Raw genomic sequence first — 26,594 nt, 5'->3', positions numbered from 1 at the left:
TGTATATTTATCATCTATTCAAAGCCCTACAATGAATAAATTATTAGTATTAATATTGATTGTTTTCAGCAGTGTTTATGCTTTTTCTCAAAAAGAATTAACACAAGAGGTTTATTTTGATACAGACAAATACGATGTTCCAAGCACAGAAAAAAACCGTTTACTATTATTTATTTCTACATTAAGCGATATAGATATTGAATCTATTTCAATATTTGGTTTTTGTGATGATAGGGGTGCAGATTCTTATAACTTAATGCTATCTCAACAACGCGCAGAGGCTATTAAAGCTATTTTTGCTAACAATGAAATTAGTGAAACATTAATTACTAATGTGGATGGTAAAGGAGAAATCCTTCTGAAAATTGTTGAAGAAAAAAATCTTTTAAAAATAAGAGGTTTAAATAGAAAAGTTGAAATTATAGTAAAACCGAAGCCACCTAAACCTATAATAAAAAAAGTAATTGATACCACTCAAAAAATAACTAAACCAAAAGAAAAAAACACATTAGAACTTATAAAAGATGGAGCTAAAGGCGATAAAATTTTATTTAAAAACATCTTATTTAAAACAGGGTATCCTACCGTAACTCCTGATTCTAAAAAAATACTTGAATCAATTGCTGAAGCGCTTCTAGAGCGTGATGATATTTACTTTACCATACAAGGGCATGTGTGTTGTACACAATTTACAAGAGACGCTGTTAATAGAAAAACTAAAAAACGCAACTTATCTGAAGCTAGAGCAGAATACGTTTATAATTATTTTATAAAAAAAGGCATTGATAAAAAACGTATGCGTCATGTGGGTTTACGAAGAAAATTTCCTTTAGGTGGTGATCCTAAATTTGATAGACGCGTAGAAATTCTTATTACCTACGTTGGTGATCAAGCTAAATAAACTTCGATGTGTTCTAAAACTAAGTTAACAATTATAGGATTCTGTTTTATTTCTTTTAACTGTTTGTGCCAAAACACATTTATTCCTGATGATAATTTTGAACAAGCACTGATTGATTTAGGTTATGATAGCCTTCCTTTAGATGATAATGTTCCAACTGCTAACATAAATGGTATAACAGATTTAGATGTTTCTGCAAGAAATATTTCTGACTTAACTGGTATTGAAGATTTTTTAGGTTTATTAAACTTAGATTGTTCTGATAATCAACTATTAACACTTAATGTTTCTCAAAACACTAACTTAATTGAATTGTATTGTGGTATTAACCAAATAAGTAATTTAAACCTTACCAGTCTTTCTAATTTAGTGCGTTTATGGTGTTTTAATAACCAATTAACAAGCTTAAATGTTACTCAAAACCCAGGTTTAATTTCTTTAAGATGTGAAAACAACCAACTAACTACTTTAGATACTTCTGCTCTTTCAAGTTTAAATGTTTTTATTTGTGAACAAAATCAAATATCTAGTTTAGATATTTCTAACAACACAGGTTTAAATAGATTACAATGTGGAAACAATCTGTTATCTAATCTAGACATTAGCTTCAATACGAACCTTTCTTTCCTGTCTTGTGAACAAAACCTAATAACTAACTTAAACACAGAAGATAACAGTCGTTTAGCTTTTTTGTATTGTTATAGTAATCAAATTACTGCTCTTGATTTTACACAAAACACAAACTTAACTGATTTAAATTCTAGTAATAACCGATTATGTTTTTTAAACCTTAAGAATGGAAATAATAACAACTTTGTAGCCGTTAATTTTGACACTAATCCTGATTTAAATTGTGTAATAGTTGATAATGTAAACGGAAATCATTCTACATGGGTACCAAATACTTTTACTAATTATGTTGAATTTAATAGTGAGTGTAGTGGTTTTGTTCCTATAGATAATTTACCAAATATTATTGGAACCAGTTTTACTTTACCTTCATTAAACAACGGTAACTATTTTACTGAATCTGGTGGTTTAGGAACGCAACTAAACTCTGGAGATATAATTACTACTTCGCAAACTATTTATATATACAACGAAACCACATGTGATAATAATGAAAGTAGTTTTAATGTAACAATAAGTAATGAAGATTATTTTATCCCTAAATATTTTACACCAAATAACGATGGCGCTAATGACGTTTGGCAAGTTTATGATAGATTGAATTTGGTAAATAATATTTCCATTTTTAACAGACACGGAAAGCTTATAAAATTTTTACCAAATAGTGCATCTAGTTGGGATGGTACTTTTAATGGAGAATTTTTAAGTAGTGGAAGTTATTGGTATGAAATTGTTTTAAACTCAAAAAAGGTTTTACGTGGTTACTTTGCGTTAAAACGTTGATTAATTTCTAACCATTGCAATATGTGGAATATCATCTTCTAAATATTCTTTTCCTGTTTCTTTAAACCCTAAATTATTATAGAATTTTTTTAAATAAACTTGTGCTGAAATTTTTATAGTTGATGTCTTAAAATGCACTTTTATCGCTTCCGCGGAAGCGTCCATAATAGCATAACCATACTTATAAGCTCTTTCTTTTTTTTGCACTACTACTCTACCAATACTGGCTAATTCAAAATAATCTCCTGGTTTGAAAATACGTGTATAAGCCACAATTTTTTCTTTTTTAAACCCTAAAACATGTAAAGCTTTTTGGTCTTTATAATCAATGTCTTGATATACACAATCTTGCTCTACCACAAAAACTTCACTTCTTAATTGAAGTAAATTATACAGCTCTTTTTTTGTGAGTTCTTCGAAAGATTTAACTTTAATTTCTAACATATTTTAATCTTGAACTATAACTTCTTTTGCATCATCTTTTCCAAATTCTGGTTGAATATTCACATGGTTTATGTCATATTTATCAAATACTAATGCTTCTATTTCGTGTAAAATTTCATCGAATTTAGATAGTGTAATATCTTCATTAAAATCAATATGAGCTTCTAAATGAATTTCTTCTTCGTTTAATTGCCATACATGGACATGATGCACATTTTTAATAGATGAAAAAGCATTTATTTCTTCAACTATCTTTTTTATAGGAATGGTATCTGGTGTAAATAACATTAGTACTTTGGTAGAATTTTTTAATAAATCAAAACCCATCCAAATTAAGTACAACGCAATGGCAAAAGTAAGCACACTATCTACCCAATAAATTGCGTAATATTTCATTAATAGCCCGCCAATTAAAACAGCAACACTTGCCATCATATCTGTTAATAAATGGAGATATGCACTTTTCATATTCATATTAGCTTCAGAATCCTTTTTTAGTAAAAGCACGCTAAAACCATTACCTAAAATAGCAACAATAGATAACCATATTACTAAATTAGATTCAATTTTTTGTGGGTTTTGAAAACGCTCTACAGCTTCAATAATCAATAAAACAGCAACTATCATTAAAGTGGCTGCATTAATAAACGCTGCTAAAATTTCAGCACGTTTATAACCAAATGTTTTTTGAAAAGAAGCTTTCTTTTTTGATAAATTATTAGCAATATAACTAATAATGAGGGAGACTACATCACTAAAGTTATGTAGTGCATCACTTAAAAGTGCTAAGCTTCCAGACAACAAACCACCTACAACTTGTGCAACTGTAATAAGAATGTTTAATAAAATAGATATAATAAGGTTGCGACCTTTTAAGTCGCCATGATCATGCGAATGATTATAACCATGATGGTGCCCCATTTAACAAGATAACGGGATTTTATCAACTCGGTTTTGATGACGACCACCTTCAAACTCAGTATTTAAAAAAGTTTCTACCATTTGAATAGCTTGAGGAATTGCTGTATAGCGCGCAGGAATACATAAAATATTAGCGTTATTATGTTGTCTTATTAACTCCACAATTTCTTTAGTCCAACATAAACCAGCTCTTACTTTTTGGTATTTATTAGCTGTCATTGCTACACCATTTGCGCTTCCACAAATTAAAATACCTAAATCTACTTTGTTATTTTCTACATCTTGAGCAACTGGATGAACAAAATCTGGATAATCTACACTATCATTTGCATCTGTTCCATAGTTATTTACCATATAACCTTTATCTTCTAAAAACTGTTTTATAGCAAATTTATACTCTGTACCTGCGTGGTCGTTTCCTATTGAAATTGTCATGTTTTTAATTATAATTGTATCCTTTTACAAAGGTAGTAATTATAAACAATGTGTATTAGTATATTCATTAGTTGTTAATAACTGTTGATTAGTTTCTAAAAATAAAATTAGGAGAATCCGATTATTTTTTCAACCCATAACATATAATTAACATGCAAATAAGTTAATGTAAATTTTTAGTTAATTTATAAGCACTAAAAGGTATAGTTATAAGTCTTATTATCTACAATACTTATTAAAAATCCTTGTTAATAGCAGTTTCTAACAATTGTTAATAGAATTTATAAAAGGCTTCAATTTAAACAAGTTATATATTTAAAACATGTTCATTTCGTATCAACAATATTCAATAAGATATATATCAAAATAAAATTTAAAAAAGTTATACCGCTATTCACAAGCTATAATAACCATCATTTATTTTTTTAAATTTTAAAAGAAAAATTATTATATAGTATATAATGTGGATAACTTAGGTTTTAAAGAAAAAATTTTGATTAAAATAATTAATTGTAGCTTTGTAAAATAAATAGCAATTTCTTCACGTGTACAATGCTATTAAATAATAAAATTTCCTATACCTTAGGAAATGATAATGATTACAAAAATTAAATGAGTAAAAAAAGAAAAGGGAAATCCAAAAAGAATGGTATTTCCAACCTTACAAATACAATCTTAAGTATATTAAAAAAAGAAAGAAACCAAAGTTTTAACTACAAACAAATAGCTGCTAAATTAGGTGTTAACGATGCTAGTAGCAGAAACCAAATTATAAAAACCTTAGCTAAACTTGCTGCAAAACAAGAGATTGAGCAAGTAGAACGTGGCAAATTTAAAGCCATTGTAAATACCGAATATCATATTGGAATTTTAGATCTTGCAGCAAAAGGCAATGGGTATATTATTTGTGATGATTTTGAAGACGATGTATTTATAGCTTCAAATAATATTAATAAAGCATTAAATGGCGATGAAGTAGAATTTTACGCCTACAAACGAAGAAGACGTGGTAAGATAGAAGGCGAAATTACAAATATTATAAAGCGCGCTAAATCGGAATATGTTGGTGTAATTCAAATGCAGAATAATAAAAATTTTGCTTTTGTAGTTCCAGATACCAATAAAATGTATAAAGACATTTTTGTGCCTATTAATAAAACCAATAACGCAGAAGATGGCGATAAAGTGTTAGTAAAACTTGAAGATTGGCCAGAAAAAGCAGATTCACCTTATGGTAAAGTGCTTGAAGTACTTGGAAAACCAGGAGAGCACAACACAGAGATTCACGCCATTTTAGCTGAGTACGGGTTACCATTAGAATTCCCTCACGAAGTTGAAGCATTTGCAAACCAAATAGACACATCAATAACAGAAAAAGAAATAGCAAACAGACGCGATATGCGTAAAGATTTAACCTTTACCATAGACCCAAAAGATGCTAAAGATTTTGATGATGCCTTGTCTTTTGAAGTATTAGATATTGGCTTGTATGAAATAGGAATTCACATTGCTGATGTATCACACTATTTACAAGAAGGTACTGTTTTAGATGATGAAGCTTACGAGCGTGCGACATCTGTGTATTTAGTTGATAGAGTAGTTCCTATGCTTCCAGAAGTATTATCTAATAACGCTTGTTCTTTACGTCCACACGAGGAGAAATATACATTTTCCGCGGTATTTCAAATAAATGATAAAGCAGAAATTAAAAAAGAGTGGTTTGGAAGAACTGTAACGTATAGTGATGCACGTTATGCTTATGAAGAAGCACAAGCGGTTATAGAATCAAAAACAAACACGATTCCTGAAGAAGTTTCATTAACAGGAAAAACATATCAAACCGATCAAAAATTAGCAGATGCCATTTTAAAAATGGATGAATTAGCTAAAATTATGCGCGGACAACGTATGAGAGATGGCGCAATTTCTTTTGATAAAGTTGAAGTAAAATTCAATCTAGATGAAGAAGCAAATCCTGTTGGCGTATTCTTTAAAACCAGTAAAGATGCTAATAAGCTTATTGAAGAATTCATGCTGTTAGCAAACCGAAAAGTATCAGAATTTATAGGAAAACAAAACCCGAAAAAGACGTTTGTTTACCGGGTGCATGATGAACCAGACGAAAGCAAATTAGCGTCATTACAAAATGTAGTGAGTCGTTTTGGGTATAAACTCAATTTTAAAGATAGAAAGAGCACTACTGCATCACTAAATAACTTATTACAAGAAGTAAATGGTAAAAAAGAGCAAAATCTTGTAGATACGCTTACCATAAGAAGTATGAGTAAAGCTGAATATACCACGCATAATATTGGGCATTACGGTTTAGCGTTCGATTACTATAGCCATTTCACTTCACCAATTCGTCGTTATCCAGATGTCATGGCGCATCGTTTATTACAGCATTATTTAGATGGTGGAAAATCTGCTAATGAAGAAGCATACGAAGATAAATGCAATCACTCCAGTAACATGGAAAATTTAGCAACAAAAGCTGAACGTGATTCTATAAAATACATGCAAATACGCTTTATGGAAGATCATAAAGATCAGGAATTTGTTGGCGTTATTTCTGGTGTAACGGATTGGGGTATTTATGTAGAAATCATTTCAAACAAATGTGAAGGTATGGTAAGCGTTCGTGATATGAAAGACGATCATTATGCTTTCGATCAAGATTTATACGCTATGGTTGGTAGAAGCAACGGATTGATTTATCAACTAGGAGATGAAGTTATCGTAAAAGTTAAAAACACCGATTTAGTTAAGAAGCATTTGGATTTTAATTTGATAGGAAAACCAGAAAATTAATTATGTAACAATATAAATATTTACAATACTAATAGTAAACAAGTAACCATGATTTTAACAACAACAAACTCTATTGAAGGTCATAAAATTCAAGATTATTTAGGTATCGTAACAGGTGTTTCAAATGCAACTAAAGCAACCTTTTCGTTTAAAGCCGAAAAAAACAAAGCGATGTTTGAAGATACTATGAATAAAGCTAAAGAAGAAGCCTTTCAAAAGTTAAAAGCAAATGCTATTAAACTTAAAGCAAATGCTGTTTTAGGTATAAAGTTAGATATAGAAACGGAACAAGGGGCTTATTTTTTCGTCTCTGTTACAGGAACAGCAGTTAAAGTTGTATAATACTCTTAATCTTTTCATAAAGTAAGCACACAAAGGTATAAATCTTGATAGTTTTGTGTTAAACAAAAACCCATTATAAATGAAAACCCTTATCAAAGTAGTAGTTCTTTTTATAACAACAATATGTTTAGCCCAAAACCCAATAGAAAAAACAGTTGGCGAATTTAGCGAATTAAAAGTTTACGATTTAATAGATGTAGAACTTGTTAAATCTGACTTAAATAAAGTTGAAATCACTGGCAAAAACAAAAAGGATGTTTTGGTTAATAATAAAAATGGAACATTAAAAATTAAAATGAATTTTGGAGAAGTGTTTGATGGCAGCCAAACAAAAGTAAAATTATATTATACAAATATTGATGTTATAGATGCTAATGAAGGAGCAAATATACATTCTAAAGAGAAAATAGAACAGTTTGAAATTGATTTAAATGCACAAGAAGGCGGAAAAATTAATGTGCTATTAGATGTAAAATATCTTAATATAAGAGCAGTTACAGGTGCTGATATTATAGCACTTGGAAAAGCAACAAACCAAGATGTTTCTATTTATACAGGAGGAGATTATGATGGAAAAGAGCTTAAAACCGAAGTCACAGATATTTCAATAAGAGCTGCTGGAGAAGCTAATATAAATGCATCAAAAAGAGTGACAGCAAAAGTAAGAGCAGGCGGTGATATATTTATTTATGGAAATCCAGAACGTGTTGATGAAAGTCGCGTTTTAGGAGGGCGCATTAAGCGCATTGATGAATAATCCTAAAAAATATAATATTTTAAAAAGGCGTCATTTAATGACGCCTTTTTAATTTTATATATAATCAATTACCATACATAAACCATACACAGTTGCTTTTAAGCCCTATTTTTACTACATTGCTTACTTAACAAACCCCTAAGTTTTGTGAAAGGCATTAAAAGCATAGTTTATCTATTAGTATTTGGTTGCTTTATTTTAAATGCACAAGAAATACCCCCTATAAGTATTTTCAACCCAAAAGATTATGGAGGAGAGCCTCAAAATTGGTCTATTAGTCAATCAAGTAATCGATACATATATACTGCTAATAACAAAGGTTTACTTGAATATAACGGAGCAAAATGGAATCTATACGAATCCCCAAATGAAACAATAATACGTTCTGTTGAGGTAATAGATGACTTAATTTACACTGGAAGTTTTCATGATTTTGGATATTGGAAAAGAGATAATTTTGGTGTTTTAAACTATACATCTCTTGCTCAAAAGCTTAACATAGAGTTTTTAGAAGATGAAGAGTTTTGGAATATTTTTGGTCTAGATAATTGGATACTTTTTCAATCATTAGATAGAATTCATATATACAATAAATCTACAAACGCATATAGTGTCATTAATTCTACAAGTATCATTTCTCGTTTGTATAAAGTTAATGATAGTTTTTATTTTCAAAACACTAATAAAGGTTTATATAAGATTGAAAACGGAAGAGACAATATTGTTTCAGAAGACCCAATTATTAATAACAACACTATTGTTAATATATTTAATCAAAACGGAAGTTTATTAATTTTAACAGAAAATAATGGATTTTATAGGTTAGATTCTGAGGGTTTAAACAAATGGGATATTCCCGCAAACGACTTATTAAATACCGTTAGTGTTTTTAGTTCTATACAGCTTAAAGACAAAAGTTTTATGCTTGGTTGTATTTCTGATGGAATAATTCATCTATCTACTAATGGAGAACTTATTAATGTAATTAAACAATCTAACGGACTTAGCAATAATACTATTTTATCATTGCATGAAGACATGGATGATAATATATGGCTGGGTCTAGACAACGGTATTAATTGTATTAATATAAAATCTCCATATCTTATCTTTAATGATAAAAATGGTGCTATCGGAAGTGTATATACCTCAAAAGTTTTTGAAGGCACAATTTATCTTGGTACCAATCAGGGGTTGTTCTATAAACCATTGCATAGTAACTCACTATTCAAATTTATAAGTGGAACCCAAGGACAGGTTTGGTGTTTAGAAGTAATTAATGATCAGTTGTTTTGTGGACACCACACAGGAACATTCTTAATAAATAGGGATAAAGCAGATAAAATTGCTACTATTCCAGGAACTTGGCAAATAAAAAATATTAATGGGCATGAAGATTTACTTATTCAAGGTAATTATGATGGGCTGTATATTCTAAAAGCTAATGATAACAGTTGGGACTTGAGAAATAAACTAAAAAACTTTAATATTTCTAGTAGGTATTTTGAGTTCTATAATGACTTAGAACTATATGTGAGTCATGAATATAAAGGTATTTTTAAACTAAAAATAGATAAGGAATTAACAAAAATAGTATCTTATAGAGAGGACACTTTAATTAAGAAAAAACTTTATTCAAGTTTAACTAAATATAACAATAACCTTTTATTTACTAATGATTTTGGTGTTTTTAAACTTAACACTCTTAATTCTCGCTTTGTAAAGGATTCTATTTTAAGTTATTTAATTAAAACAGAAAGTTTTACATCTGGAAAATTAGTGTCAGATATTAAAACAAATAAACTATGGAGTTTTTCTTCTAACGGAATAAATTACTTATCGCAATCTAATCTTAGTGGTGAAAAGAAAATTAATAATATTGCTTTACCTATAGATATTAGAAAAGATATTATAGGATATGAAAATATTACACACTTAAAAGACGAAACTTTTTTATTAGGAACTAAAACAGGTTATATTATTTTGAATTTAGACAAGATAATTGAGCACGAACACTCTATTAATATAAATCAGATTACGGTTAAAACTCTTGTAGAAAATGATTCTATTGGTTTGGTTGATCTTAACTCTAAGGCTCAATTCAAGAATAAAGAAAATAATATTCAAATTTCATATAGTATATCAGAGTACTTTAAAACCTTAAAACCCGAATACTCCTATAAGCTTGATGGCATGTATAATACATGGAGCAACTGGACAACAAATGGTACTGTTTTTTACAAAAACCTACCCTATGGTAATTATACATTTCAAGTAAAAGGGCGGGTAGGTAATCAAATAACCACTAATACTGCCAGCTATAGCTTTACAATTCAAAGACCTTGGTATCTTTCATATTTAGCTATTGTATTTTATATTCTAGCTATTATATTATTCTCTTTATTAATGCATAATATTTATAAAAGATATTACAAAAAGCAAAGAGAACGATTAATGCAAAAGACAACCCGAGAGTTTGAGCTAAGAGAACTTGAAAACAAGCAACAATTAATGCGTTTTAGAAATGATAAGCTGAGAGAAGATATAGAAAATAAAAACCGTGAACTAGGAGTTTCTACAATGAACTTAATAAAGAAAAATGAATTCTTAAGTTCAATCAAAAAAGAACTTGAAAATATAGGTGATAATAGTAACATCAAGCAAGTTATAAAAATAATAGATAGAAACCTTAATAACACAGATGATTGGAATTTATTTCAAGAAGCATTTAATAATGCAGATAAGGATTTTTTGAAAAAGATTAAAAGTTTACATCCAACATTAACCTCAAATGATCTTAGGCTTTGTGCTTATTTAAGATTAAATTTATCTTCAAAAGAGATAGCTCCACTTCTTAATATCTCCCCTAGAAGTGTGGAGGTTAAACGCTACAGACTCCGTAAAAAAATGAATTTACCCCACGAAGCAAGCTTATCAGACTATATTTTGGAAATATAAAAACCCATACATTCTTTTTTTTACCCATACATTAACACAACATTTAGATATTTATTTAAAAAAACAACCTTCTTGAATTACCTATTTTTATTACAAAAACACAGTTTTATTAAGGTGTTGGTAAAAAATTACAATTTATTTTAAAATGTATGCTTTTTGTTGGGGTAAAGTTTATGGATACCTCAATAGCTTCCTATATTTTTAACTCAAACTAAAACTAAACAATTTATGAGACACAAGCTATTAAAAATTTTAGCACTCTTTTTTACTGTTTACGTTAGTGCGCAAAACATTGATGTAAGTGGTAATGTTCAGGACAACACTGGATTCCCAATACCGGGAGTAAATGTTATTGTCAAAAATACAAGCAAAGGAGCGGTAACAGATTTTGATGGAAATTTCACATTAACAAATGTTGAAACAGGAGCAACACTAACTTTTAGTTACATAGGATATGTAACCAAAGAAGTTGTTGTAAGTAACAGCGCAAAACTAACAGTTGTATTAGAAGAAGATGTAGCTAAGTTAGATGAAGTTGTTGTTGTAGGGTATGGAACCCAAAGAAAGAAAGAAGTAACTGGAGCCGTATCAGTTATTGATTCTAAAGCTATTGAAAAGTTGAATCCACAAAGGGTTGAACAAGCTTTACAAGGTCAAATAGCCGGTGTAAATGTTACCTCTTCATCAGGATCTCCTGGTAGCGGATCTAATATTAGAATTCGTGGTATTACTACAAATGGAGACAATAGGCCTTTAATTTTGGTAGATGGTAACGTTATTGAAGATTTATCAGTAATCAACCCTAACGATATTAAAAGCATGAACGTGCTTAAAGATGCAACCGCAGGGATCTATGGTGTTCGTGGTGCAAATGGGGTTATTTTAATTACTACCAAAACAGGAAGAAAAAATTCAGAATTAAAATTCCAGTTTGATGCATACACAGGTTTTCAAACAACAAGTAAAGAAATTGATTTATTAAGTCCGTTAGACTTTGCTATTTATGTAAACGATGCCGCAGATGACACTCAATTTTTTGTGTATCCACAAGAAGGAACAGATTGGCAAGACGAAGTATTCAGTACTGCTGCAATATCTAATGTAAATTTTAGTGGTAGCGGAGGTACTGAAAAATCAGCATACACATTTGGTGTTTCTTATTTAAATCAAGACGGTATTGTTGGAGCAGATAAATCTAACTATGAAAGACTAACAGCTAGATTAGGTTATCAATATGATATTTTAGAAAATCTTAAGCTTTCTGCTACAGGTCTTTATACTAAATCTAAAAAGAATAATTTACCAGAAGGTGGTATAGGTTCTGTTTTATACAGTGCTGTTAATATTAACCCTGATTTACCTGTTAGAGATGAAAATGGAAACTTTTCATTAGCAAATGATATTTCTCAAATTGAAATTATCAATCCTTTAGCCCAAATAGCTAATTCGCATAACATGACAAGGGTAGATAAATATAGTGGAACTTTAGGTTTAGATTATACGTTTTTAGATCATTTTACAGTGAGTTCTAAAATCCAGATTAATTATTCAAATGTATTAAATGATGTTTTTAGTCCAATAGTAGATTATGGTAATGGAAAATCTTCGAATAGAGCTGAAAACGAAGTAGACGATTTTAGTGATTTATACACAGATTATACTTGGGATAATTACATAAATTATACAAATACCTTTGGAGAGAATCATGATTTAACGGTGTTATTAGGAACTTCGGTTTTTAGGACGAGAGGTCATTTTTACGGTTACAAAGGAACAATATTGAAAAACGGAAGCAATTCTGTTTCAGATGCATTTGTAGATGGATGGATTGGAGATAGAGTTGAAGGTGTAATTACTAACCGAATCTCTGACGCCTCTAAGCTTCTTGGTGGTGATCAATTTGATTCTCGTCTTTCTTCAACATTTACAAGGCTACAGTATAGTTACAAAGGAAAGTACTTGTTTTCAGGTGTTTTGCGTAGAGATGTATCTTCAAGGTTTTCTACTGAAAACAATAATAATGTAGGTTATTTTCCTTCAGGATCAATCGGTTGGAATATTTCTGATGAAGATTTTTTCAATAAAGATGGTTGGGTAAATTCTTTAAAGTTCAGAGCCAGTTACGGTATTATTGGAAATGATAGAATTGATGATTTTGCTTTTATCACCAGATTAAATGGAGAAGCCACCATAGATTCAGGAAATCCATCAACAACAGATGTAAATAATTTACCAAATGGAGTTGCAGCAGGAGCGCTTGGTAATGTAGATTTAAAATGGGAAGAGCAAGAAACAGCCAATATAGGTTTTGACGCTAGAATGTTTAATAATAAAGTTAGCTTAACGGTTGATGCCTTTAGAAAACAAACTAAAGACTTATTAATTAAACCTCAAGCATCAGGAACATTAGGAACTTCTGCTCCTGGAGCATCAGCGCCATTTATTAACGCCGGAACGGTTGAAAATAAAGGTATTGAAATGAGAATTGGTTATAATGACAATTTTTCAGATGACTTTAAATTCAATACTAGTTTCAATTTCACCATATTGGATAATGAGGTTACTTCTCTTAACGGTAATTTACCCCCTACAGGCGGTGAGTTTGGTGTAGGTATTAGTCAGACAGGAATATCGCGCATGGTGGTTGGAGAGCCTTTAGGTTATTTCCACGGATATAAAACGAATGGAATATACCAGACACAAGCCGAAATAGATGCTTTAAACGCTACAGCTAGTGATAATGAGAATGTATATCATGCTGGGGCTGGTCCTGGTGATCTAAAATTTGTTGATACAAACGGGAATGGATATATTGATGATGGTGATAGAACAAATATTGGGGATCCTATAGCAGATATCACAATGGGGTTCAATATCGGGTTTTCTTATAAAAACTTAGATTTTAGCGCAAACGCTTTTGCTTCTATAGGTAATGATATGGTAAGAGACTATGAGCGTAAAGATGTGTTTGCTAATAGAGGAACTTATATGTTAGATAGATGGCAAGGTACCGGAACAAGCAATACCGTTCCTAGAGCTGTGTCTGGAGGGTCTATCAATACAGACTTGTTCTCTGATTTTGTTGTTGAAGACGCATCATTTGTGCGTTTGCAAAACATACAATTAGGTTACACTATAAACAAAGATGCTTTAGCTAAGTCAGCTATTAACAAAATAAGAATTTATATCTCGGGTAATAATTTATTTACTATCACAGATTATAATGGTTTTGATCCTTCAGCAAGTTCTGGTGGACCAATTGGTAATGGTATCGATAAAGGCTTTTATCCAATTGCTGCAACTTACTTGTTAGGTGTTAATTTAAATTTTTAAAAAAAAGTTATGAAAAAAATTAAAGAATTAAAGTACGTATTTCTTACGGTGTTTATCACCTTGTTTGCGTGTGACGATTTTGTTGAGGTAGACCCTATAGGCCCAAATGCTGGTGATTTTTTTAATACAGAAGAAGAGTATGAAGAAGCACTAATTGGAGCATATGATTTATTACAGGCTACCTTCTGGAATAATTTGATTGCTGTTGCTGCTTCAGATGATTTTGGAGCAGGTGGTGATGCGTTTAATTATGATCAACCTGTTGTGCAGAATGTAAATTTAATGATTCACTCTCCAGCAGATGAAGAGCAATTAAGAAGTATATGGCAATTGATGTATGGGGGCCTTAATAGAGTAAATTATTTACTAGAAAACAGAGATAAATTAGAGTTTGCTGGTAAAGAAGGTATTATTGCTCAAGGTCTTTTTTTAAGAGCTTATTACACTTTTGAGTTGGTTAAGTTTTTTGGAAATGTGCCTTTAAAGGTTGAAGAAAAAAACGGTGTAAACAGAATAGCAGATTCGCAAATTTCTGCTGTAGACCAGTTTTCTATTGAAAGGGTTTCAAGCATTTCTGCTGTTTATGGACTTATACAAGAAGATTTAAAAGAAGCGATACCATCATTGTCGCCAACTCAAGATTTGCCATATAAGGTTACAAGGGGTGCTGCACAGGCGTTATTGGGTAAGGCTTATTTATACGATGGCAAATATTCTGATGCCGCTACTGTTTTAAACCAAGTTATATCAAGTAATCAATATGGTTTAACCATGGGTGATGATTATACTAATATGTTTACAACAGCTGGAGAAAATGGTATTGAATCTGTATTCGAAATTCAATATACAAATATCGAAGGCGCGGGATGGGATTGTTTACAGTGTAGTGAAGGTTCTTATTTTGTTCAATTTAATGGGCCAAGGTCTCCTTTTAATGATGATGTTTATGCTACAGGATGGGGGTTTTTATTGCCATCACAAGCATTGTATGATACATATGAGGCGAATGATATTAGAAGAGATGTTACTATTCTAGATTTAACAGATTTAAAAGCATTAGAAGATAATAAAGTGTATTCTGCTCCTAGAGAGGATACGGGGTTTTATAATCAAAAATATGTTCCTCGAAAAGATGACAAATCTGGAAACGCTAGTACAGCTGAGCTTGTACACAAAAACAATTATAGAGCCATCCGTTATGCAGATGTATTGTTAATGGCTGCAGAAGCAGAAGCACAAAGTAGTGGTGCCAATGCTGAAACATATTTAAACCTTGTTAGAGCTCGTGCTTACGGAGATAATTCTCATGATTATTCTTCTAGTGAGGGTTCTTTAATTGAGGCTATTTATGAAGAGCGTCGAAAAGAGTTAGCAGGAGAAGGACATAGATTCTTTGACTTAGTAAGAACGGGAACTGCTAAATCCGCATTTGATGCTTATAACGCATCAAAGCCTACTGGTTTTGAAGATGTTATTTTTAAAGAAAATAAAAATGAAGTATTTCCTATTCCTTTAGTTGAACTAGAATTAGCTCAGGCAACCGAAAGATGGGGGCAAAACCCAGGATATAACAATTAATAAAAAACTAAACATAAAACAAAAGAAAATGAAACTATTCAAAAAAGGATTATATATGTTGTCTCTGCTTTTATTAGCTACGACGATTTCATGTGATAACGATGATGACAATGCTTCTCCTGAAATTTCAGGATTAGACTTTGTAATTGCAACACTAAACCTTGAAGGAACAGAAATAGGTGTTGTTCCTACAACGGTAAATAGTAATAACAGAATTGTTTATTCTGTAGATTTTGGAGCTACTCCAGATGTTGATACTGATAATTTAGCAACAAGTGGTCCAATGGTAACATATGAATACCCTAATGAGGATGGAACATACTTTATTACGGTTACCGCCTCTTTACAAGGAGCTGCTGATGTTTCAATAACAAAAGAGGTTACAATAACAGAATATGTTCCTCCTGTGGTAGTTACTGGACCAAGTAACCCTTTAACAGGAACATGGAGAGTAGCTCAAGAGTTAGGGTCTTTAGCTGTAGGACCAGGTTTACTAGACGGAAGTGGAGCACCATGGTGGTCTGCTGATGATGCTGCACTAGCAGATAGAGGGTGTTTTTGGGATGATGAATTTATTTTTAATGATGACGGTTCATTTGAAATGAACTTAGGGGCTGATACTTGGTTAGAAGGATGGCAAGGAGCAGCCGAAGATGGCTGTGGAACCCCTGTGTTCCCTCATGATGGTAGCTCTAATGGTACATCTACATTTACATTTAATCAAGCAGGCGAGTCATTAACAATTAATGGAAGAGGTGCTTATGTAGGTATTCCAAAAGCAATAAATGATGCAGAATTAGGAGCGCCATCTAATGCGCCAGATTCGGTTACATATATCGCTAAATTAAACGGAAACACATTGGAATTATTCATTCAATCTGATGTTGCAAATAATGCATTTTGGTATTTCAAATTAGTAAGAGAAGCAGCTGCAACTATTGTTGGTACATGGAGAGTGCCTGCTGAGTTAGGATCTTTAGCTGTAGGTCCAGGTTTATTAGATGGTAGCGGAGCTCCATGGTGGTCTGCTGATGATGCTGCTGTTGCAGATAGAGGGTGTTTTTGGGATGATGAATTTACTTTTAACGAAGATGGTTCGTTTGAAATGAACTTAGGAGCAGACACTTGGTTAGAAGGATGGCAAGGTGCCGCTGAAGATGGTTGTGGAGCACCTGTATTCCCTCATGATGGTAGTGCAAATGGTACTGCAACATATACATTTAATCAGGCAGGAGAATCGTTAACTATTGATGGAAGAGGAGCCTTTGTTGGTATACCTAAAGCAATTAATGATGCTGAACTAGCATCACCAGCAGATGCGCCAGATTCGGTTACTTATATAGCTAAACTTAATGGTGACGTGTTAGAGTTATTCATTCAATCTGATGTAGCTAATAATGCATACTGGTATTTTAAACTAGTTAAAAATTAACATAGAGGCTAGTAAAAAGCCTTAGCACTATATTTTAAATTAGGTGTTAAGGCTTTTATCTCTAAAATTAACAACCTATTAAAAATCCTTGTATATATTAAGTTTACAAGGTGTGATTGATTACCTTTTTTACAACGTATTTTTTGTTGTGGTATTAAAGGGTGTTTTATCAATCTTAAACACTAAATTTTAGAATACTATACAAGTGATGTGTTTAGCGCTTTGTATATGTATAATTATAGGCCCCCAACCCTACACTGTGCTTTTCCAAATAAACACAATCAAAAAATAAATGGATTATTAAAATTATGAGCGTTATGAATAAAAACTTTCTTAAACTAGCCATAGTATTATTCTCTACCGTTTTATTTGCCCAGGCAGATAAAGTTGCGGTTCAAAATAATAGTAACGGCATGTACCTTACTGTTAACGGAGAAAACTTCATGGTTAATGGTATGAATTGGGATTACTTTCCAATAGGAACCAACTACAGTTACAGTCTTTGGAATCAATCAGATGATGTAATTAAATCTGCTCTTGATGCTGAAATGGGACTTCTAAAAAATATGGGAGTAAACACAGTAAGGATGTATACTGGTGTACAACCAAAATGGATCAAGTATATCTATGAGAAACATGGTATTCGCACTATGCTTAATCACTCTTTTGGGCGTTATGGGCTTACCTTAAATGGTGCATGGACTCCTGTAACAGATTATAGAGACGAGGCAACTAAGGAGTTGTTGTTATCTGAGGTTACTAAATTGGCAGAAGATTACAAGGATACACCTGGGTTATTATTGTTTCTATTAGGAAACGAAAACAACTATGGATTGTTTTGGGCAGGTGCTGAAACTGAAGATTTCCCTGATGAAGAAGATAAGAAAAGAGAAGTGGGAGAAAAACGTGGAAGACCCATGTATAAGTTAATGAATGATGCTGCATTAAAAATGAAAAGCATCGATTCATCTCATCCAGTTGCCATATGTAATGGTGATGTATTGTTTTTAGATATAGTTGCAGAGGAATGTAAGGATGTGGATATCTATGGTGTTAATATGTACCGTGGTGTTACTTTTACAGACGCATTTGATACGATTAAAGAGAAATTCAAAAAACCAGTGCTGTTAACAGAGTTTGGAGCAGATGCTTTCAATGCTATTGAAAATCAAGAAGATCAAAAATCTCAAGCTTTTTATATGGTTAATAACTGGAAAGACATTTATGAAAATGCTGCTGGAATGGGTAGAGCTGAAAATGTTATAGGTGGATTTACATTTCAATTTAGTGATGGTTGGTGGAAATTTGGTCAGACCAAAAATCTAGATGTGCATGATAATAATGCTTCATGGGCCAATGGTGGTTATTATTTAGATATGGAAGCTGGAAATAACAATATGAATGAAGAGTGGTTTGGTATTTGCGCAAAAGGGCCAACTAACGCCAGAGGAACATATACACTTTATCCTCGTGCTGCTTATTATGCCTTAAAAGAAGTACACACTTTAAACCCTTATGATGAGGGTGTTGATGTGGATTTTCTGAAAAATCATTTTAAGAATGTAAACCTTATGGATGCTGTTTTAAAAGCTAGAGGAGATAAAGCTGCATTAGGGGGTGGAGAAAAAATTAAAATTAGTAATCTAAGAGCAGAATTTACAACATTTAATACTGGCGGTAAATTTATTACTACACCAGATAATGATAATCCAGATGATGAAAATTTTCCAAACCAATTAGGGTTTGATCATATGCAATCTTATTTCATCGGTGTCGAAGGTAATCCTACTGCAAACATGAGTGCTAATGTGAATTTTAATATTCTTGGTAATGTAGCAGGAAATCCTATAGATGAAATTTTCTATGAAAATAGAGGACGTGTTCAGAAAACAATCAACTCAAATGGAGAAGAAGTAATTATAACTGACCCAAACAGGGTTCAAATTTATAATGCTGAATTTGAATGGAAAGGTAAAGATGCAGATGTTAGAGGATTTTATAGAACAGGGCATTACCATTGGGGTTATGAAGGTGATTTCTTTGGTTTATATAGAGGGTCGTTTTATGGACCAAATTTAGACATCTATAATGGCGAAATATTTGGTTTTGAAATTGATGGTAAAGGAGCTTTTAATGGTTTAAAGGCAGCCTTTGGCCCTCAATTATGGTGGGGAGCAAATCCAGCGGTATTATTAAAGTATTCAACCAAATTAGGACATTGGGATGCTTCAGCTATTTTCCATGAGGATATTGATAATATTGGTAATGCGATATCATCTATAGCTATACCAGTCCCTAGAACACGTAGAGCATCATTACATTTTAAAAGAAAATTTGGATCAGTAGGTTTTGAAGTAGGTGGTCTTTGGGGTGGTCAACCTTTAAATGGAAGAACATTTCAAGTTGCAGAAGGAGAGTCTGGAAATTATACCATTTTAGAGGATAAAATAGGTTCAGAAGACAACTGGGGAGCAAAAGCAAAAGTTACTTACCAAAAAGGAAGTTTTAACTGGTATGCGTTAGGGGCTTCAACGGGCTTAGTTGCAAATGGAGGCGCTGATGAAACACAAACATTTGCAGGTTGGAAATTGAAAGACAATGGTAGCGGAAACCAAAACAGTTTTTTAACAGGTTTCACGTATTCGATTGGGGATTTACAAATTGCACCTAATTTTTTATGGCAAGAGCCTTTAGTTGACGCTATGCCAAATGATATGGATCCTAACAGTGCGGGTAGATTAAGAAACATTCAAGATGATCCTTTCGCTGTAAGAGGAAATAGAAAAACAACCGCAGGAGAGTTATTATTAACTTATGATCCAACACCAGGGTCTTGGTATTATGAGTGGGACAACGATAGAGCTGAGGATGCTAAATTTGCAATGAACCTTGGATTTGTTTTTCGTCATTTACCAACCACAATGGATGCTGCTATCGGGTTTTTAGCAAATCGTCAATCTTTTGCTTTTGGTGCTGCAACTCCAGCAGAAGATTTATGGGAAGTACATTCTAGAATTGTTTCTAAAACATCTCCAGATTTTGGTTTTATTGCTAATTTATTTGCAGGTAATGCTCAGGCAAATGGTAGTGATGCGAGGTTGATAGAACGTTATGGAGGAGATGTGCGTATGATTTATAATAACATTAAAATTACGGCTCAAGCTAAATTTAATGACTGGGGACCTTTTGATTATCATCGAGATTTTAACCAGACTTTCCCTGAACAATTTATGCTAGACATATCTACTACACTGGGTAAACCGGACTGGTTTATTTTACCAGATACAAAAATTGGAATAAGAGGAACTTGGAGATCAATAGATCAATATTCAGGGCGTTACAACCCAACTCAAACTATCGATATAACTGGAAATTCAGTACCAGATCCAAATGCTATTGGGTTTGATAATGGTAACGAGTGGGAGATAAGAACTTATGTTCATATTAATATTGGAAAATAAAACTATGAAAATGAAAAACATAAAAAACAATTACGTAAAACCAATTTACCTTTTAGGTTTGGTTTTTATCACAGTTTTTAGCTGTGAGAGAGAGATTTCAGATGATGCTGTACCCGCATCTTTTTCAAACACTTCCGAAGTGTTTCTTGATGGATTTAGTGGAGGTATGCAGTTTCAAGCTTTTGGTGACATTTTCAACTTTCAAGTAGATAATGATGTAACTTATAAAGGAACCGCATCTATGCGTTTTTCTGTGCCTGCAGAAGGAGAAACAGGAAGTTTTGCTGGTGGTAATTTCTTTACAGGGGGTCAAAATCCAGATGGTTCATCATTTTATGCCGGAGGACGAGATTTATCAGATTATGATGCTTTAACGTTTTGGGCTAAATCTTCTATATCAGCCGAAATAAACGAGGTTGGATTTGGTTTAAACCCTGAACAAGGAGATCAATTTAGAGTTTCATTAAAAAATGTAAAAGTCAATTCAAATTGGAAAAAATATTACATTCCAATTCCTGATGGCTCTAAATTAAAAGGAGAACAAGGTTTGTTTTATTATTTTGAAGATGCAGAAGAAGGTGTCGGTTACACATTTTGGATAGATGAATTACAGTTTGAAAATTTAGGAACACTATTACAAGTTGAGTCTAAAATATTCAATGGTAGTGATGAGACAACATCTGGTTTTACTGGTGTTGATATTCCTGTTTCTGGTGTAAGTGCACTTTATAGTTTACCTGATGGGTCGCATCAAGCACTAGATTTAACAACATCTTATTTTGACTATATACCTTCAGAACTTAATGTAGTATCAGGAGATAATTTAGGCTCTATTTATGTAAGTGGTGCAGGAACTACTGTTTTAACACCAACTTTAGATGGCAAGAAAGGGCAAGGAACTTTAACAGTAGAATCTTTAGGCGACTTTTTGTTTGCACCTACTCCTTCTCAAGATGCCGCAGGTGTAATATCATTATTTAGTAATGCTTACACAAACGTAGCGGGGTATAGAAACAATTTGTATTGGGAACCTTGGCAAACTACTACTAATGCTGATTTTAGTGTAACAGGAGATGATATTATAAACTATGTGGATTTTAATTTTGTTGGAAATACACTAACCGAAGGTGTTCTTGATGCTTCTGCTCAATCTAATTTTCATTTTGATTTATTTATCCCTGGGGATGTTGCTGGAGCACAATTAAATGTTGTATTAAGAGATTTTGGTGCTGATGGTGCTGATGGTGGTGGTGACGATTCAGAAATTGGAATGACCTTTACTTCTTTTACTGCTGGAGAATGGAATAGTTTCGATATTCCTTTAGGTTCTACAAATAGAGATAGTCTTGGTTTTATTATCTGGGATAACGTAGGAAGTACCTTAACTAATTTCTACTTAGATAACCTCTACTTTTATTAATTAAAAAAAAGAAAATATGTTAAATCAATTTAAAATAAAATCACAAAAAGCAATTAGTAACATTACGTTATTAAAAAGTCTTTTGCTTACCGTTTTACTTGTTTCGTTTTCGAGTTGTGAGGAGAATGATGATGGACCAAAAGGAACAACATGGCAATTATTATGGTCAGATGAGTTTAATGAAACAGGCACGTTAAACGATGCTAATTGGACTTATGACCTTGGTGCTGGTGGTTGGGGTAATAATGAGTTACAAGAATACACTAACATCGCTGATAATGTAATTTCTGAAGATGGAGTTCTTAAAATAATTGCTCAAAAAATACCAATGAATGGCTATGATGCATTTACTTCGGCGCGTGTTAAAACGCTAGGTTTATTTAGTGAAACCTATGGACGTTTTGAAGCTAGAATAAAAACACCATCTGGTGCAGGAATATGGCCTGCGTTTTGGTTATTAGGAGATAGTGTTGAAACTATCGGTTGGCCACAATGTGGTGAAATTGATATTATGGAATTAGTGGGGCAACGCCCAAATATAATTTCTGGAACGATACACGGTCCAGGTAATTTTGGCACTGGAGGTATTGGAAAAACATTTGGCTATGCTAATGACAGGTTTGATGGTGGTTTCCACTTGTTCGCTATAGAATGGGGTGTTGATTATTTAGATTTTTATGTTGATGATAATTTATACCAACGTATTACTCCAGGAGATGTTGAAGAGTGGGTGTTTAATGAGCCTTTTCACATAATTCTTAATGTAGCTGTAGGCGGAAACCTTGTTGGTTTTCCAACAAGCAGTACTCCGTTTCCACAAACAATGGAAGTTGACTACGTAAGAGTTTACAAAGAACTATAATTTTTTTAATTAAAGATTAGCCTCATAACAAACCGAGGCTAATCTTTAAAAGTTTACAGATTATTACCAAACTATGATTACTACAGAAGCACAGAAAGTTTCAAACAGAACAAACGATATTGAAGGAGGCTTAGTTACTTTCAACAACGAAACCTATTATAAAATATCTAATAGCGATAAGATGCGTCCATTTTTCATGAGCATCGTTAGTGATTCTAATCACTGGATGTTTATTTCAAGTAATGGCGGCTTAACTGCTGGACGGAAGAATGCAGAGTTTTCATTGTTTCCATATTATACCGATGATAAGATTACTGAAATGGCTGAAAATACAGGTAGCAAAGCTATTTTTCAAGTGAATAAAAATGGAAAAACACACTTATGGGAGCCATTTTCTATTCGTCAAATAGGTATCTACAATACGCAAAGTAATCTTTATAAAAACAGATATGGGAATAAGGTTGTTTTTGAAGAAAACAATCTTGACTTAGGATTAACTTTTAGATATCAATGGAGTTCTAGTAATCAATTTGGGTTTGTAAAAAGTTCAACATTAATCAATAATTCTGATGATAAAGTTGAGGTTTTAGTTCTAGACGGTTTACAAAATATTTTACCAGCTACAGTAACTTCAGATTTACAAAACGGAAGAAGTAACCTTGTAGATGCCTATAAGAAGAGCGAATTACAAGAAGATGTCGGTTTAGGTATTTATGCGTTAAGCGCTGTTATTGTTGATAAAGCTGAGCCTAGTGAAGCTTTAAAATCAAATATTGTTTGGTCTTCTGGATTGAATAATCCAACGTATTTAATTTCATCTTTACAGTTAGATAATTTTAGAAGAGGTCTAAACATTTCACAAGAAGCAGATATGAAAGCTGAAAAAGGAGCTTACTTCATATCTTCAACCATACAGTTGAATGTTAAAGCAGAAGAGAATTGGATGTTTGTTGCTAATGTAAATCAATCTATTTCAGATGTGGTTTACATTTCAGAAATCATCAAAAAAGAATCTGATTTAGAGGGTCTAGTTCAAAAAGACATCGATTTTGGAACAAGAAATTTAATAGATTTAACTGGGGCTTCAGATGGTTTACAACTCACTGAAGATCCTTTAACAAATATGAGGCATTTCTCTAATACGCTATTCAATATTATGCGTGGTGGTATTTTTGATGATGGTTATACTATAGAGAAGTCAGATTTCTTAAAATATATTTCAAAAGCGAATAAAGATGTGTTTAAGGAAAAGACATCTGTTTTAAATAATTTACAAGATACTTTTACACTAGAAGATATTAAAAGTCTTGCTGAAAATGATGATGATAAAGATTTTCAACGTTTATGCTTCGAATACTTACCATTAAAATTCAGTAGAAGACATGGAGATCCAAGTAGACCTTGGAATAAGTTTTCAATCAATACAAGAAGTGAAGTTGATGGTTCTAAAATTCTAGATTACGAAGGAAACTGGCGTGATATTTTCCAAAACTGGGAAGCTTTAGCGCACTCTTACCCGGAGTACATTGAAGGGATGATTCATAAGTTTTTAAATGCTACAACTTTTGAAGGTTATAACCCATACCGTGTAACAAAAGGAGGTTTTGATTGGGAGGTTATTGAAGAGAATGACCCTTGGTCTTACATTGGCTATTGGGGAGATCATCAAATAATTTACCTATTAAAATTCTTAGAGTTTATTGAAGACTACTACCCTGGCACATTAGAGAAACGATTTGATCAAGATATTTTTGTGTATGCAAACGTGCCCTATGTTATTAAAAGTTATGCTGATACACTTAAAAATCCAAAAGACACTATAGATTTTAATTACAAGTTAGATGAAACCATTAATAAACGTAGAGATGTTTTAGGTGCAGACGGGGCTTTATTACTTGATAAGGATTCAAATATTTATAGAGTAAATTTTATTGAAAAATTATTAGCTACGGTGCTTTCTAAAGTTTCAAATTTTATACCAGAAGGTGGTATTTGGTTAAATACGCAACGTCCAGAATGGAACGATGCCAACAATGCTTTAGTAGGCAATGGAGTGTCTATGGTAACGCTTTATTACATCTATAGATTCTTAAATTTCTTTGAAGGTGTTGTTTTAAAGTCAGACACAAAATCTGTAAAAGTTTCTGAGGAATTGAATACATTTTTCAATAAAATTTCAGAAACACTTGAAAATAATGCATCTATTTTATCAGGAAATATTTCTGATAAAGACCGTAAAACAGTTTTAGACGGACTTGGTAAAGCAGGAAGTGACTATAGAGAAACAATTTATAATAGTGGTTTTTCAAACTCTAAATCTGAGTTAAGTTTAGCAGATGTATCTCGTTTTATTGCAGTTACCAAATCATATTTGGAACATAGTATTGATGCTAATAAGCGTAAAGATAATATGTATCACGCTTATAACTTGATGACTGTTGAAAACGAAAATGAGGTTTCTATTTCCTATTTATCTGAAATGCTAGAAGGACAGGTTGCTGCATTAAGTGCTGGTTACCTCTCTCCTACTCAAGCCTTGAGTTTGTTAGATGGATTGAAAAATAGTGCGCTTTTCAGAGAAGATCAATATAGTTACATTTTATATCCAAATAAGGATTTACCAAGATTTGATAAAAAGAATAATATCCCTGGTAATAAAGTTGAGCAATCTGCCCTTCTTAAGCAGTTAATTGCAGATGGTAACAGACAGGTTGTTGAGCAAGATGTTAACGGAGCATATCATTTTAATGGAAACTTCAATAATGCCAATAGCTTAAAAGATGCTTTAAATAGTTTGGGTGAATCTTATGAGTCTTTGGTTAAAAAAGATGAAGCATTATTACTTCAAATTTTTGAAGATATTTTTGATCATAAATCCTTTACTGGTCGTTCGGGAACCTTCTTTGGTTACGAAGGTTTGGGTTCTATTTATTGGCACATGGTATCTAAGTTATTATTGGCGGTTCAAGAGAATTGTTTATTAGCCATAAATAACAATGAAGATGATGTGATAATAGGGAGGCTATTAGATCATTATTACGAGATAAACGCAGGAATCGGGGTGCATAAATCTCCTGAATTATATGGAGCCATCCCAACAGATCCTTACTCACATACGCCAGCAACTAAAGGTGCGCAACAACCAGGTATGACTGGGCAGGTTAAAGAAGATGTATTAAGTAGGTTTGGAGAACTTGGTGTTTTTGTTGATAATGGAAAATTAATTTTCAAACCCAGTTTATTACAAACTAAAGAGTTTATAAAAGCACCATCTAGATTTAAATTTACAAATGTGCTTAAAGAGGAACAAGAAATACAGCTTGATGTAGATTCATTGTGCTTCACATATAATCAGGTGCCAATAATATACAAATTAGCAGATAAAAAAGATATCAAAGTCATTTTCAAGAATGGTAGACAAATTGTTTTTGAAGACAATAGTCTAGATCAAGCAATATCTAAATCGCTTTTTGAAAGAAAGGGTGAAGTGGACAAAATTATAGTTTCGATAAATAAGTAAAAACAA

Annotated in this window: 16 protein-coding genes; 13 read left to right on the top strand and 3 right to left on the bottom strand. The window is 32.2% G+C overall.

Going from position 1 to position 26,594, the window contains the following annotated elements; all coding sequences use genetic code 11:
• Positions 1–31: 31 nt before the first annotated feature.
• Positions 32–901, top strand: a complete 870-nt coding sequence (locus tag DIS18_RS05200) for an OmpA family protein (protein ID WP_109351955.1) — start codon at positions 32–34, stop codon at positions 899–901.
• Between the two features lie 6 nt (positions 902–907).
• Positions 908–2,314, top strand: a complete 1,407-nt coding sequence (locus DIS18_RS05195) for a T9SS type B sorting domain-containing protein (RefSeq protein WP_109351954.1) — start codon at positions 908–910, stop codon at positions 2,312–2,314.
• Here the strand turns inward: DIS18_RS05195 and DIS18_RS05190 are convergent, their stop codons facing one another.
• From DIS18_RS05190 to rpiB, 3 genes are read right to left on the bottom strand one after another with little or no spacing between them, the layout of a single operon-like run.
• The gene (locus DIS18_RS05190) at positions 2,315–2,758 is read right to left on the bottom strand and encodes a GNAT family N-acetyltransferase (RefSeq protein ID WP_109351953.1); all 444 of its coding nucleotides are present in this window, start codon (positions 2,756–2,758) and stop codon (positions 2,315–2,317) included.
• A 3-nt stretch (positions 2,759–2,761) separates the two neighbouring features.
• Positions 2,762–3,679 carry a cation diffusion facilitator family transporter gene (locus DIS18_RS05185; RefSeq protein WP_109351952.1) on the bottom strand — a complete coding sequence of 306 codons (918 nt, stop codon included), beginning with the start codon at positions 3,677–3,679 and terminating at the stop codon, positions 2,762–2,764.
• A complete protein-coding gene (rpiB, locus tag DIS18_RS05180) occupies positions 3,680–4,114 on the bottom strand; it encodes a ribose 5-phosphate isomerase B (RefSeq protein ID WP_109351951.1) in 435 nt (144 codons plus the stop codon).
• A gap of 612 nt (positions 4,115–4,726) precedes the next feature.
• Here rpiB and rnr point away from each other — a divergent pair.
• The 11 genes from rnr (at position 4,727) to DIS18_RS05125 (ending at position 26,588) form a co-directional block, all read left to right on the top strand.
• Positions 4,727–6,925, top strand: a complete 2,199-nt coding sequence (rnr, locus tag DIS18_RS05175; RefSeq protein WP_109351950.1) for a ribonuclease R — start codon at positions 4,727–4,729, stop codon at positions 6,923–6,925.
• Between the two features lie 48 nt (positions 6,926–6,973).
• Complete coding sequence (locus DIS18_RS05170) at positions 6,974–7,267, top strand: YbjQ family protein (RefSeq protein ID WP_109351949.1); 294 nt, start codon at positions 6,974–6,976, stop codon at positions 7,265–7,267.
• 79 nt (positions 7,268–7,346) lie between these two features.
• Positions 7,347–8,024, top strand: coding sequence for a head GIN domain-containing protein (locus DIS18_RS05165; protein WP_109351948.1), 678 nt, complete (start codon positions 7,347–7,349; stop codon positions 8,022–8,024).
• Positions 8,025–8,171: 147 nt separating this feature from the next.
• A complete protein-coding gene (locus DIS18_RS05160; RefSeq protein ID WP_245925576.1) occupies positions 8,172–10,982 on the top strand; it encodes a triple tyrosine motif-containing protein in 2,811 nt (936 codons plus the stop codon).
• A 228-nt stretch (positions 10,983–11,210) separates the two neighbouring features.
• Complete coding sequence (locus tag DIS18_RS05155; protein WP_109351947.1) at positions 11,211–14,315, top strand: SusC/RagA family TonB-linked outer membrane protein; 3,105 nt, start codon at positions 11,211–11,213, stop codon at positions 14,313–14,315.
• A 9-nt stretch (positions 14,316–14,324) separates the two neighbouring features.
• Positions 14,325–15,893 carry a RagB/SusD family nutrient uptake outer membrane protein gene (locus DIS18_RS05150; RefSeq protein WP_181363984.1) on the top strand — a complete coding sequence of 523 codons (1,569 nt, stop codon included), beginning with the start codon at positions 14,325–14,327 and terminating at the stop codon, positions 15,891–15,893.
• A 28-nt stretch (positions 15,894–15,921) separates the two neighbouring features.
• On the top strand, positions 15,922–17,325 hold the full coding sequence (locus tag DIS18_RS05145; RefSeq protein ID WP_146191800.1) for a hypothetical protein: 1,404 nt from the start codon (positions 15,922–15,924) through the stop codon (positions 17,323–17,325).
• 317 nt (positions 17,326–17,642) lie between these two features.
• On the top strand, positions 17,643–20,786 hold the full coding sequence (locus tag DIS18_RS05140) for a glycoside hydrolase 5 family protein (RefSeq protein ID WP_109351945.1): 3,144 nt from the start codon (positions 17,643–17,645) through the stop codon (positions 20,784–20,786).
• Positions 20,787–20,796: 10 nt separating this feature from the next.
• Positions 20,797–22,206 (top strand): glycosyl hydrolase family 16, encoded by a 1,410-nt coding sequence (locus DIS18_RS05135; RefSeq protein WP_146191799.1) that lies wholly within the window; start codon positions 20,797–20,799, stop codon positions 22,204–22,206.
• A 16-nt stretch (positions 22,207–22,222) separates the two neighbouring features.
• Positions 22,223–23,068 carry a glycoside hydrolase family 16 protein gene (locus tag DIS18_RS05130; protein WP_109351943.1) on the top strand — a complete coding sequence of 282 codons (846 nt, stop codon included), beginning with the start codon at positions 22,223–22,225 and terminating at the stop codon, positions 23,066–23,068.
• A 73-nt stretch (positions 23,069–23,141) separates the two neighbouring features.
• Complete coding sequence (locus DIS18_RS05125; protein ID WP_109351942.1) at positions 23,142–26,588, top strand: hypothetical protein; 3,447 nt, start codon at positions 23,142–23,144, stop codon at positions 26,586–26,588.
• Positions 26,589–26,594 lie beyond the last annotated feature (6 nt).

Source organism: Algibacter marinivivus (genome assembly GCF_003143755.1).
Classification (GTDB): Bacteria; Bacteroidota; Bacteroidia; order Flavobacteriales; family Flavobacteriaceae; genus Algibacter_B; species Algibacter_B marinivivus.
Note: the sequence above shows the minus strand (reverse complement) of the source record. Positions and strands in the feature narration are given on the sequence as shown.